Raw genomic sequence first — 12,918 nt, forward strand, 5'->3', positions numbered from 1 at the left:
CCGTTAGCCTCTACAAATGCACGTATTTGGGCTACGGTGACGGGGTGGGTATCCATAAGAAATGGAGCGACCGTAGTTTCGAACGTCGGTTTCTCCATCGGTAGCCCCTTTTCCGACCCAATTATTGTTTGTCCCCCTGGGATGTAAGTCATCCCTTGCGGCACTTCAATCCCTTCAGGCGGATCCTGAGTTTTATCAAATGGCAAAATAACCGGATGACTAAGAGCCTCTGCAGGGGCGGTTTCAGCTTCAGATCCAAACCACATCATCCCACCAAGGCCAGCAAGGACCATGACAAGCGGCAGTCCCAGGCGCATAATAACCTGGGAGATAGAGAGTGAGGTCGCCATCGTTATCTCCTAATAACGTATTGAGGGTCTCCGAAAAACACAAACAAGTCCCATGATCTAAAAGAAAACAGATCAGGCAATAGCAAGCAGGACGTTGTGGTGGTACTGGAGGGTAGGAAGACAAAAAAAGAGGCAGCGCACTCAGATTCAAGTGGAAATGGCTATTTCCGTAAAAAAATTCAAACAGGCGGGTGATCGCGTTCTGTTACGCGGACGTTTATTTCTTACTTCAGCACTGTAAATGGCTTCGAAACGGAGAACTGGCGGCCTTCAGCAACGACGAGGTATTTCCCCCCGGCAAGCGCGCTGGCATCGAGGGCAAAAGTGTGGGCAAGCGCTCCTTCCAGTTGGCCGTTGTAGATGACAGAGATTTGCCGGCCAAGCAGATCGTACAGTCCAATTGTCACGTCCTGGGTTTGGGCCAGGGTTAAAGTAAATCGGCCTTCCGGGTTGAGCGGGTTTGGATAGACAGCGCCTAAATGCGCAGCTGATGCCGTATGGATCAGTGCCACAGCTTGCGGACTGTAAGCAAAGGTGCCGTCGAAGTCGATCTGTTTGAGGCGAAATACGTGCCGGCCCGGTGGTTGTTCACCGACGTTGAACTGATAATCCTGGGCTTCAGTGGTGGTACCGGCGCCACGCACAAAGCCAAGCGCGGTGAAGACGCCATCTTTATACTGCTCGACCTCAAACCCTGCGTTATTCGTTTCAGATAGCGTACGCCAGTTCAACGTGACATCGTTGTTGTTTATCGTTGCAGCAAAGCCCGGTGCCAGTTCTACCGGCAAAACGGTCTCCCCTTCTGTTTCGAACACTTCATGAGAGGTCAACTCGGGGGTGCCTCCTTTCATGCCTGATCCTGAAGCAATGTAGATGTTGTCGTTATAGAAAATTGCCTGTGTACCGTGGCGTCCGACGCCCAGCGGATCCATGGTAACCCAGTCATTGGTCAGGGTATTGAGCGCGTGTACCTCGTCGTGTGCAAGGTCTCTCGTACTTTCACCGCCAATTACAACCACATAATTGCCTACTGCCACCGATGAAGCACCAGCTCTTGGTATGGGAAAATCGCTGGCACCCGGCAAGGTGCTCCATGAGCCGGCGTTAAAATCGTATACATCCACCTCTTCTACATTATCTCCATTGCTCCCGTTTCGCCCTCCGATCACATACAGCTTATTACCTACAACTGCTGCATGTACGTGGTCTCGTGCAAAAGGGGCTGAAGGCAATGTCGTCCAGGTATCAGTAACAGGATCATATTCGTCAAACTGGTTTTTGCGTACAGCACTTCCGCCATGCCCTCCTGTACTGCCTCCAACGAGATAAATCTTGCCGTTGTAATGCACTGCCCCGCCAGAACCGCGACGGCGAGATGCAGGAATGGTTGAGCCCACAACCCAGGTGTCTGTATTCACCGCATATTTCAGTACTTCTTCTACCGCATTTTCGTCAGGGAAGGTGTCTGTATAAGCAGATACGATGTAAATGGTATCACCAATGGCTACAGCCTGAAAGTGGTGCAGCTGCATATTGTCTGGCGGCAGCGAACCGGTGGTCCAGGTGCTGTCGGCAGGGTCGTATATTTCAACACGCCGGCTGCCGCGTCCGCCCATCAGATAGAATTTACCATTTGCCTCTACATACGCATTTTCATGCCGCGCCTGTAAGCTGTTCTGGTCGTTCAGGGTTCGCCATTGCAAGGCCCTTTTTTCCTGAAAAGTCTCGTAGGCGTACGATGCTCCAATTACAAAAAATGCAACAATAGAGATCAAAAGGATACGTACTGGTGCTGAAGAGCGATTAAGCATATGGGAATTATGGGAAGAAAAGATGCTTCCGACGTGTATTCGACGGCTGTCGGATACCAAACAAGTACTATGCCTCAACGCCTAAGCAAACAACGGAACAACGGAATGTTATTTATATCTCTTATCGTCGTCCCGTTGCACAACTTATGCAGTACGTTCGGTAAGTCCGCACAAAAAATACCACAAAGTTACCGCAGCTGCACGTACAGTTTGTAAATCTTTATCAACAAGTGGGTTTACTTCTACAAGATCCAATGATTTGACAAAAGGAGATTTGCCGGCTAGATATGCGGCTTCATAGACTAGTTTGAGGGGAATGCCGTCAGCTGCCGGCGCGCTTACGCCGGGTGCTTCCGCCTGATGCACAACATCCATATCAAGTGTCAACATCGTGGGCTGCTTCAGGTCGGTAAAATAGGTGTGCAAAAAGGCATGATCTATTTCATTTCGCCAATGGAACACACATCCCTTTTCCATTAAATATTGAATGTGGGCCTGGGCAACAGATAGTGGAGAGAGTCCCAAGACCGTATATCCGTGGCACACGTTAGCTCCGAATTCAAGCGCCTGAAAGAACGGTGATCCGGAATGCGCCTTTCCGTTTTTCAACGGACGTACATCAGCATGCGCATCGATATTGGTGATATGCACGGGTTGAGCGCTTTTTGCATAGCCCAGAAAATGCCCAAATGCAGTTTCGTGCCCGCCGCCCAAAACGATCGGGATGGTCTCTTGCTGCAACAGCGGTGCAAGCACTTCGCCGAGATGCTGCTGGTCCAGGTCCACATCCCCCGAAACTTGCACATTCCCCAGATCTGTAGTGCGCTTGAGTAATGCACAAAACGCCGCGTAATTTCTGCTGTCGGGTGTAAGCTTATACAGCATTTTGCGAATTGCACCTGGAGCATCCGCCGCTCCCGGTCGGCCTCCATTTAGTTTAACGCCGGCATCACTCGGAAAACCTACAAAGGCCACACGGGGCCGCTTTTTTTGCTCGACCAGCCAGTGCCCTAGCCGCAAATCATCAGGTGCGGTTGCTGGGGGTGCTATATCAACAGCGTGTATCATGCGGTGGTACCGCGTTGTAGTTCAGCAAAAACACCAGCACGGTGTACGACGCGACCGTCAATACAGGTCAGACAAGCCGCATTCGGCCGAAAGTGTCCCATCCAGTGATTCACATCAGGTGCATCAACAGCCACAAAATCTGCTTTAAAGCCAGGCGTAAGGGTGCCAACTGTGTTCTCCATGCCCAAGGCCTTGGCGGCGTAGTGCGTGGCGCCTTTCACGACCTCAGCTGGCGACATGTACTGCATGATACACGCCATATACATCGCAGCCGGCAGATGGTAGCTGGGTGCCGAGCCCGGGTTAAAGTCTGTTGCTACGGCAACGGGCACGCCGGCATCGATAAATGCTCTGGCCTGCATGGCTGGCTGGCGCAAGTTAAACGAGGCGAAAGGTAGGCTCACCGCTACTACGCCAGCTTCAGCCATCGCGCCAATGCCTTCCGGCGATGCATATTCAAGGTGATCAGCGGAGATGGCATTGAGACGGGCAGCAAGGGCAGCACCTCCCCCATCGTGCAACTGGTCCACATGCAACTTGGCGCGCAAACCGTGCCTTGCTGCGGCTGTACAGATTTCAACGGCTTCTTCAGGCAAGAACGCAGTTTCCTCAACAAAGACATCACAAAATGAGGCGAGTGCTTCAGCAGCCACCGCCGGCAGTATGTCTTTGACAATTAAATCGATGTATCCCCGCCTGTTTTCCCTGAATTCAGCCGGCACTATGTGCGCCGCGAGCAAGGTTGCCCGGACTCGTACAGGATGTTCTGCAGCGAGCCGCCGGTATACCCGTAAAACTTTGAGTTCATCTTCCAGGGTCAACCCGTATCCGGTTTTACATTCCACCGTGGTAATACCCAGCGCCATCATTTCATCCAAAAAACCGAAGGCCTTGTGGTACAACGCATCTTCCGAAGCAGTCCGCGTACTGGACACAGACGAGGCAATACCCCCGCCGGCTTTGGCAATTTCAAGATACGGCCGGCCGAGCGCACGCATTTCGAATTCGTCTGTCCGCCACCCGCCAAACGCGAGGTGGGTATGGCAATCTACAAGTCCGGGTAGCACTAACATGCCGTGTGCATCTGTTCGCTCAGCTTGCTCGAAGGCAGCCGGCAAGGCTGCTTGTGGCCCAACCCACTGTACGGTGTCACCTTCCCAGACGAGTGCAGCATCCCGAATGGTATGTATAGCACCCTGCTCGCCTTCCTGTGCGCTGGTCACCAGGCTCCCAATGTTTGCTAAAACCTGCATATTTACCTCAACGTACCAATGACCTGTTCTACAGCTGCCACGAGGTAGCCCGACTGAACCACTTCAGCACATTTGGTAAGGTCGTGTTTGAAGTAATAGTCTTTTTCACCATGTGGTACAATTCCTCTGATGAAGTTATGCGCCACTTCAATGCCTTTCCCCGGGGCCAGCGGTTTCCGGAAATCCAGGGCCTGCGCCGCGGTGAACAACTCTACGGCAAGAATTTGTTCTACGTTTTGCATGACCTGCAACAGTTTGAGCGCACCGATGCTGCCCATGCTAACATGGTCTTCTTGCCCGAGCGATGTAGGAATTGAGTCAACAGAGGCCGGGTGGCACAGCACTTTGTTTTCCGACACCAGTGCCGCAGCTGTGTATTGGGGGATCATAAAGCCAGAGTTGATACCCGTTTCCTGCATCAGCAACGCAGGCAGCCCATCATGCCCTTCCAACAGGAGATACGTGCGCCGCTCAGAAATACTGCCCAGTTCAGCCAACGCGATTGCAGCAAGGTCCAATACCAGCGCAAGGGGTTGTCCGTGAAAATTGCCTCCGCTGAGGATATCGCCATTGTGAAACACCAGCGGATTGTCAGTGACGGCGTTGATTTCGGTTTCCACAACCGCTGCAGCATGCCGGATGTTGTCGCGGCTTGCCCCGTGTACTTGCGGCACGCAGCGCAAACTGTACGGGTCCTGCACTTTGCCACAGTTACGATGGGACTCCAGAATTTCGCTGTCTAACAGCAGCCGGCGCACATTCTCTGCCACTTCTAACTGCCCTTTATGAGGACGCAGCTGGTGGATCCGGGCATCAAATGGCGCTACACTCCCCTGCAATGCCTCCAGACTCATCGCAGCAACAATATCTGCAAACTTCAGATAGCTGAATGCTTTTTGCAATACATGGGCCCCGTACGCCGTCATCAACTGTGTCCCATTGATCAGCGCCAGACCATCTTTAGCCCCAAGCGTCACCGGTGTCAGGCCTTCATGTTCGAGTACTGTTTCTGCCGGTACCACCTCCTTGCCCGCCACATCCCAGAAAAAACCATAGCCGATCAGCGGCAAAGCCATGTGCGACAACGGCGCGAGGTCACCCGAAGCGCCGACACTACCCTGCCGGGGAATGGCAGGAATCAGATCGCGGTCGGCAAAAAGCAGCAACCGCTCGAACGTCTGCGCAGAGACGCCTGAATACCCCTGTCCGAGTGCATGGATTTTCAATTGCAGCATAAGCCGGCATATGGGTTTGGGGATTAGCTCCCCTACCCCCACCGCATGAGACAGCAGCAGGTTATGCTGCAACGCAGAAACTTGTTCGCGGTCGATGCGCACATTTTTGAGGTACCCAAAACCGGTGTTAATCCCGTAATGGGCGTCTCCGCTGTCCAGCGCTTCATCAACCAGCGAACGGCTGTTATGGACCCTGCCGGCGTCCGCTTGCAGGGATGCAACGCGGCGATCAAGGTCTGCAGCCAGGTCCTCCATTGTAACCTGATGTAGAACAATGTCCTGAACTGTGTCCGTCATTCGCTTACCCGTTTATCATCGGCAGGTCAACCCCGCGCGCGTTTGCCGTGTCTACAGCCGTTTCGTAGCCGGCATCTGCATGACGCATCACGCCTGTACCCGGATCAGCGGTTAGAACGCGTTCCAGCCGGCGGCCGCCCTGGCTTGTGCCATCAGCCACGACAACCATACCTGAGTGCATCGAATACCCGATGCCTACCCCGCCGCCGTGATGCAGTGATACCCAGCTTGCACCACAAGCTGTGTTCAGCATCGCATTCAGCAGCGGCCAGTCAGCAATCGCATCTGATCCGTCTTTCATGTTCTCGGTCTCACGGTTGGGAGAAGCCACAGAGCCACAATCCAGGTGATCGCGACCGATGACAAGGGGCGCTTCTACTTTCCCTTTTTCCACCAGCCAGTTGAATCGCGCGCCAAGCTCAGCACGCTCTCCATACTCAAGCCAGCAGATGCGCGCCGGCAGGCCTTGAAAATGTACTTGTTCGCGCGCCTTGTGAATCCATCGCGCCAGCGCATCGTTTTTGGGGAAGGTTTCGAGCACCAGCTTATCGGTCTCGGCAATATCAGCCGGATTACCAGAGAGGGCCGCCCAGCGGAATGGACCTGAGCCGCGGCAAAAGAGCGGACGGATAAACGCCGGCACAAAACCCTCAATATCAAACGCATCCGCTTTCCCACGATGATCAGCCACCTGGCCGCGCAGGTTGTTGCCATAATCAAACGTTACCGCCCCTTTCTTTTGCAGTGCGAGCATGGCGTCAACGTGTACTACCATGGAGTCAAGCACAGCATCACGGTATCCCGCAGGGTCTTTTTCGCGCAGGAGCAGCGCGGCTTCCGTGCTCATACTGGCTGGCAGATAGCCAACCATCAAATCGTGCGCCGAGGTCTGGTCGGTGAGTACATCTGGTACAATGTCGCGGCGTACCAGCTCGGGCAATACTTCCGCGATGTTGCCTACGAGGCCGGCGGAAAAGGCTTCGCCGGCTTCACGCGCCTGCAGCACGCGGGTCAGCGCTTCATCGAGATTATCATAGAGGGCGTCGCAGTACCCCGAGTCCACCCGGCGCTGGATGCGGGAAGCGTCAACATCAACGCCAAGAAAGGCGGCGCCATTCATCGTTGCAGCGAGCGGCTGCGCCCCTCCCATGCCCCCAAGTCCGCCCGTAACCACAAGCTTGTGTTTCATCGATCCGCCAAAGTGCTGGCGGGCGCATTCAGCAAAGGTCTCGTAGGTACCCTGCAGGATGCCCTGGGTGCCGATATAGATCCATGAGCCGGCGGTCATCTGTCCGTACATGGTGAGGCCGAGGGCTTCGAGCCGGCGAAACTCATCCCAGGTACCCCACTTCGGAACGAGGTTCGAATTCGCAATCAACACACGCGGTGCTTCGCTGTGTGTACGAAACACACCCACGGGTTTGCCGCTCTGAACAAGCATGGTCTCGTCGTTGCGCAGCCGTTGCAACGTTTTGATGATGGCTGTATAACTTTCCCAGTTACGGGCAGCTTTTCCGCTGCCGCCATACACAATCAGGTTATCAGGGTGTTCAGCAACTTCCGGGTCAAGGTTGTTCATCAACATGCGCATGGCGGCTTCCTGGTGCCAGCCTTTGCAATGCAGGGTGGTCCCGCGCGGCGCACGAATGGTTTTTGTGCTTGTATTCATCTTTTTCAGGATTTGTCTTTAAGCCAGGGGTACCAATAAATAAAAGAAATGCAGGCGGGCCAGGTAAAGATGGATTGGCAAGAATACAGACGTATATTCTTAACGATCAATGGTATTTCAACAATAACACCTTCGATTCCAAAAATGCATATGGATGAATTGAATGGCCGTATTCTGGCCCACTTACAAAAACAGGGCCGGGCGAGTTATGCACAGATTGGTAGATCGGTAGGGCTGTCTGCACCGGCGGTGAAAGAACGGGTGCAGAAAATGGAGGACGCCGGCATCATCACCGGGTACCGGGCCATGGTGGATCCAGAGAAAATTGGGTATACGACGCGTTCTATTGTCCACTTGCAAGTCGACCGCAACCTGTTTGGGCCAGCCATCAAAAAGCTCGACGCTATGCCGGAAGTGCTCGAGTGTTACCGCACAACCGGGACTAGCTCGCTTATTATGCTGACCACCTTTTCCTCCATGGCACACATGGAGCAATTCCTCAACAGACTGATGGAAATTGGTGAGCCTGTGTCGTCGGTGGTGCTTTCACATCCGATTAAAGGTAAGATCTTTCAGCCGCTGGACACATGATGGTTGCACGTTGTTGGTTGCGGGCAGGGTTTAATTGATAGCAGCCAATGCTTGCTTTGATGAATTGACCGCTTCCGCTCTTTTCATTTGGAAAAAGCCTCTGTTCAGGCAGTTTGCATAAACATGAGTGTCGGTGATGAAATTGTTGCCACACTGGTTACTCCGACGAATGGAATACTTGTAATCTCCAGAATTATAGTCATACGCATCCCAGCCCCAGTCTTCTTCTCCGATTACAGAATAGAACTGGTAATAGGTATCGTTCCAGACATTAAAGGGGATTTGTTGTGTCTCGACGCCTTCCATATCCGTGCTCAACACGGTTACCTGACGGGTCGTGTCTTCCCGTACACCCGGGAAGTTACTGTGGTCGATGGATTCACGAAAATAGCGAAGCGAACCGTCCATTTTGTAACTCAGCAGCCCGCCTCCCAGCAAGCCGGCATAAACAAAGGAGTGAGATCCATCCGTAACGCCCTCGCCCATAAAGCCCATCCCATGTCCGGGATAAGGTATACCTTGAAGCGCTACTTTAATGTTTGTAAGCACACCAAATGCATCCTGTTTTTTCATGCGTGGTGAATAGCTGTGAAAGAGGCCTTCATTGTCTTCGTAATTGGCGATCACAAAAGCCCCATCATCAGCAACAATTGGCGTCCCCAGGCCTGGCATGTCCAGGTCACTGAGCCGTTCTCCTGCGCTTGTATATCTGACAATTTTACCCTTTTCAATATTTGCAATCCAAAGCACCTCATCAGACACCAGACGCAATACCGGGCGGCCATTACGCTTCTGCTCTACATCAATTTCGATTGCAAACTGCAGCGTACCATCAGCAATGCTGAACTTCCGGAGCGTAAAGGTCTCTTTATCGAATAAATACAGATAGTCTTCAGCAGCATCCACAACAGCTGCCACAGGAGCCGGCGATATGCGTTCAGCCGGCGTATCTTCAGTTGCCGCTTCCGGGTGCACGATGAACTGCTTGACCACAACATAAGCCGAGTCTTCAAAAACACGGTCTGACACTACTTGTGCTACCGGCGTGATCAATGAGTCACCCGCAAGGAGTTGCCCGTAAAACGGTTCAGGATAACTTTCGCCGAGCGAGGCCTTGTTACAACCGGCTGCCGTCAGCAATATCACAACGGCATATAAAACGGGGACCAGCGGGTACAGACTGGTGTTTGATTTTGGTAGCTTCATACCTGTAATTTGTACCTAGTTAACCATAGCTAATGCTTGTGATGTAACAGCATCTGCTCTTTTGATCTGAAAAAAGCCTTTGTTCAGGCAGTTAGCATATACATGCGACTCAGTGATGAAATTGTAACCGCATTCACCGCTTCGACGAATTGAGTATTTATAATCTCCCGAAGCGTAATCGTATGCATCCCAACCCCATTCACTATCTCCTCCGACTACCGAATAGAACTGGTAATAGACGTCATTCCAGATATTAATAGGGATTTGCTGTTCTCGTACACCTTCCATGTCAAATACCAACCCGGTCACACCCACGGTGGTATCTGGTAAAAGGCCCGGGAAGTTGTTATGGTGGATAGATTCGCGAAAGTAACGCAGCGATCCATCCATATTGTAACTCAGCAAGCCGCCTCCCATTAAGCCGGCATAAACAAAAGATCGTGATCCATCTGAAACGCCCTCTCCAATGAAGCCCATGCCGTGTCCCGGATAACGTATATCATTTACTGATACAACTCGATTTGTAAACACGCCAAAGGCATCCTGCTTTTGCGTACCGGGTGTGTAGCTATGGAACAGCGCTTCATTGTCTTCGATGCTGGCCATCACAAAAGATCCATCACTAGCAACAATGGGTGCACCCCGACCGGGTACGTCCAGATCATCGAGCCGCTCTCCCGCTGTTGTAATTCTGACAATCTTGCCCCGCTCAACATTGGCAATCCAGAGCACTTCATCGGACACCAGGCGCATGACCGCACCGCCATTGCGCGCTTGCACTACATCAATTTTGATCGCAAAATCCAGTGCACCATCAGCGATGCTGAATTTGCGGAGCATAAGGATATCTTTGTCGAACAGATAAAGATAGTCTTCAGTGGCATCCACAATAGCAATGGCAGGAGACGGCGATATACGCTCCGCCGGCGTATCCTCCGTTGCAGCATCTGGATGCACGGTGAACTGCTTGACCACGACAAAAGCGGAGTCTTCAAAAATGCGCTCAGACACCGATTGCGCTACCGGTGCAATCAACGAGTCACCCACCAGGAGTTGCCCGTAAAACGGTTCTGGATAGCTGTCGCCGAGAGACGGTTTGTTACAACCGACCACAAGCAGCAACAAAAGTACAGCATATGAAGCAGAGGCCACCGGGTACAAACGGGTGTAATTTTTTTGCATAACGATAGATTAAGCCAGCGCAAAAAGGTAACAAGGCGAAGCAGTGAGGGGGGGTACAACGCTTTTGTATCTATAATATCGACACGTTGAGAGAAGATACAAGACGGTACGGCTATTTTGCATCCCTGTTTCAGTAAACAATCAAATTCTGAGCCTCATACCAAACTACAGCCTTTTGTTATTCACGACTGTTTAAAATACGCTGCCAGGGCATTTGCAACGGCTGCTTTGTAGCTCCTGCCAATTGGAAATTGCCGGCCGGCCACCGTGATGTCGTTCGCTGAAAATGCCTTGATGTGATCCAGGTTGACGATGTACGACCGATGAATTCGCATGAACCCCTGCCCTTCGAGCAATGCTTCCATTTCGCCTATCTGTCCGCGGGTTACAATCTTCTCTTCTCCCGTTACAATCTGGCTGTAGTCTTTCAGGCTTTCTACTACCTGTATTTCATCATAGTAAACCCGGACCATGTTTTTGTTGACGTTGAAAAACCGAAAAGGCCTCTCTGCGCTTGGAGGAGAGAGCTGATCCAGTACTTTAACTGCCGGCGTTGTCGCGCGCTCAAGTTTATTTACTGCTTTAAGGAAAAGCGAAAACGCAATGGGCTTCATCAGATAGTCGACTACTCCTTCTTCAAATCCATCCAGCGCATATTCGTGGTACGCCGTGGTCAATATCGTTTGCGGGCGTTGCTGGAGGCTCCGCAGGAAATCCAGTCCTTTTAACTTGGGCAGGTGGATATCCAGAAAAATTACGTCAATGGGAGTTTGGTGGAGCTGTTCCAGTGCAAAGATCGCGTCGCTACAGTGGCCCTGCAATTCAAGGAATGCTACCTGTCCGATATAGTCCGTCAGCACCTCTGCAGCCAGCGGTTCATCTTCAATAATCAAACACTTGAGCGGTACGCTATCCATTGTCGTGGTTGAGTTGGATGCACAGATGTACGTTAAACACGTCGCCTTCAGGTGCAGCTTTTAAAGAGTAATTATCGCGGTAGATGAGGTCGAGCTGTCGTTTGACGTTGGTGAGTCCGATGCCGGCAGCGTGTGCCGGCGCATCTTCTCCCCGTCCGTTTATAACGTAGAAGTTCAGCATGCCATCTGCAATGTTTAACTCAATGGTGACGAACGTTTCGCTCCTTGTTTCGCTAACCCCGTGTTTGAAGGCGTTTTCTACAAACGGCAACAGAAGCAACGGCGGAATGGTGACATGCATCTCTTTAATATCCACATTAAACACCACAACCAGCCGGTCATCATATCGCAATTTTTCCAGTGCAACATAGTCGCGGATGACTGTAACCTCATTTTCAACAGGGATGGTTGGACTGCTACATTCCTGGAGGATGTATCGGACAATGTTGGATAACTTGAGGATGTAATCCGCCGTTGCATTGTCGTCTTTCCGTGCAAGTCCGTACAGGTTGTTGAGGGTATTAAACAGAAAGTGCGGGTTGGTTTGTGCCTTCAGGAAGCTGAGTTCAGCAGCGCGTTTCTCTTTCTGAAGGGCAACCTCCTTCTTTCGGAAAGCCATACTGCCGATCAACAGCTTCACAGAGGCGGCCAGTCCAAGCGCCGGCAGCAAGTCTGTTGTAGTGTATAACAAGCGCTTCAGGCTGTACACATTAAAATCAGGTGACTCGTTGTACAGTAGCTGGCTGATCGGTGCAATCATCGACCGGTACCCGAGCACGCAGACGGCCAGAACCAGGAGAAAAAATACAATCGTTTTGATGTACGCGCCCTTACTGAAATACCGTGGTATCAGGAAGTAAAACAGCGCATAAAAGGGAATGGCTTTCCATGGCAATAGTGAGAGTTCGCTGAAGAAGAACCGCAGCACGCGCTGCCACACAGGATACACCAAATCGGATGGCGGAGGGAAAAGCAGATCCTGAATCACATAAAGCGTGACAAAGCAGAACCAGAAAAAGATATGTCGACTAATGCGCTGGTACATGCTGGAAAGATCTTTAAAAAGCCAGACTAATCTATAGAAAAGATCTCATTGACGCGTTGCTGCAGCGCAATAACGCGTTGCGTCCTACAAACGGCATAGGCAGGCGTAAATCAGTCCTTCTGCTGCACTTACTCGGCCTACTTCTCATTTCAAAAATTGCTTGCCGGCCAGTGGATATGTTTGCCAAAAACAACGAGGAAAACCATGTTAAACGAGTATAAAGCCGCCCTCGGTGGCCGGCCCTACCGAGCAAAACAGCATGTATCAAAATACAAAGACCAATCCTTTGCATCG

General features: G+C 51.8%; 11 protein-coding genes. 1 reads left to right on the forward strand and 10 read right to left on the reverse strand.

What is annotated here, in order from left to right:
- The 6 genes from AAF564_21660 to hutU all read right to left on the reverse strand — a co-directional run.
- Nucleotides 1-350 (reverse strand): SUMF1/EgtB/PvdO family nonheme iron enzyme (locus AAF564_21660; protein MEM8488172.1); only part of this gene is annotated, 350 nt, incomplete at its 3' end.
- A gap of 224 nt (nucleotides 351-574) precedes the next feature.
- On the reverse strand, nucleotides 575-2,161 hold the full coding sequence (locus tag AAF564_21665; GenBank protein ID MEM8488173.1) for a kelch repeat-containing protein: 1,587 nt from the start codon (nucleotides 2,159-2,161) through the stop codon (nucleotides 575-577).
- A 144-nt stretch (nucleotides 2,162-2,305) separates the two neighbouring features.
- A complete protein-coding gene (locus AAF564_21670; GenBank protein ID MEM8488174.1) occupies nucleotides 2,306-3,229 on the reverse strand; it encodes a formimidoylglutamase in 924 nt (307 codons plus the stop codon).
- The gene (hutI, locus tag AAF564_21675) at nucleotides 3,226-4,482 is read right to left on the reverse strand and encodes an imidazolonepropionase (protein MEM8488175.1); all 1,257 of its coding nucleotides are present in this window, start codon (nucleotides 4,480-4,482) and stop codon (nucleotides 3,226-3,228) included. The genes AAF564_21670 and hutI overlap by 4 nt, the downstream gene beginning before the upstream one ends.
- 2 nt (nucleotides 4,483-4,484) lie before the next feature.
- Entirely contained in the window at nucleotides 4,485-6,014 is a 1,530-nt protein-coding gene (gene hutH, locus AAF564_21680; protein MEM8488176.1) for a histidine ammonia-lyase, read from the reverse strand.
- Nucleotides 6,015-6,018: 4 nt separating this feature from the next.
- Nucleotides 6,019-7,683: a urocanate hydratase gene (hutU, locus tag AAF564_21685; GenBank protein MEM8488177.1), complete on the reverse strand. Its 1,665-nt coding sequence runs from the start codon at nucleotides 7,681-7,683 to the stop codon at nucleotides 6,019-6,021.
- A gap of 150 nt (nucleotides 7,684-7,833) precedes the next feature.
- Between hutU and AAF564_21690 the strand changes: the two genes are divergently transcribed.
- Complete coding sequence (locus AAF564_21690) at nucleotides 7,834-8,274, forward strand: Lrp/AsnC family transcriptional regulator (GenBank protein MEM8488178.1); 441 nt, start codon at nucleotides 7,834-7,836, stop codon at nucleotides 8,272-8,274.
- A gap of 30 nt (nucleotides 8,275-8,304) precedes the next feature.
- On the opposite strand, the gene AAF564_21695 is transcribed toward AAF564_21690, so the two are convergent.
- The 4 genes from AAF564_21695 to AAF564_21710 form a co-directional block, all read right to left on the reverse strand.
- The gene (locus AAF564_21695; GenBank protein MEM8488179.1) at nucleotides 8,305-9,480 is read right to left on the reverse strand and encodes a hypothetical protein; all 1,176 of its coding nucleotides are present in this window, start codon (nucleotides 9,478-9,480) and stop codon (nucleotides 8,305-8,307) included.
- A 15-nt stretch (nucleotides 9,481-9,495) separates the two neighbouring features.
- Nucleotides 9,496-10,662 carry a hypothetical protein gene (locus tag AAF564_21700; GenBank protein ID MEM8488180.1) on the reverse strand — a complete coding sequence of 389 codons (1,167 nt, stop codon included), beginning with the start codon at nucleotides 10,660-10,662 and terminating at the stop codon, nucleotides 9,496-9,498.
- A gap of 182 nt (nucleotides 10,663-10,844) precedes the next feature.
- A complete protein-coding gene (locus AAF564_21705; GenBank protein ID MEM8488181.1) occupies nucleotides 10,845-11,579 on the reverse strand; it encodes a LytTR family DNA-binding domain-containing protein in 735 nt (244 codons plus the stop codon).
- Nucleotides 11,572-12,624 carry a histidine kinase gene (locus AAF564_21710; GenBank protein ID MEM8488182.1) on the reverse strand — a complete coding sequence of 351 codons (1,053 nt, stop codon included), beginning with the start codon at nucleotides 12,622-12,624 and terminating at the stop codon, nucleotides 11,572-11,574. Before AAF564_21710 ends, AAF564_21705 begins: the two co-directional genes overlap by 8 nt.
- Nucleotides 12,625-12,918 lie beyond the last annotated feature (294 nt).

The sequence above is a fragment of the Bacteroidota bacterium genome (assembly GCA_039111535.1).
In the GTDB taxonomy this organism is placed as follows: Bacteria; Bacteroidota; Rhodothermia; order Rhodothermales; family JAHQVL01; genus JBCCIM01.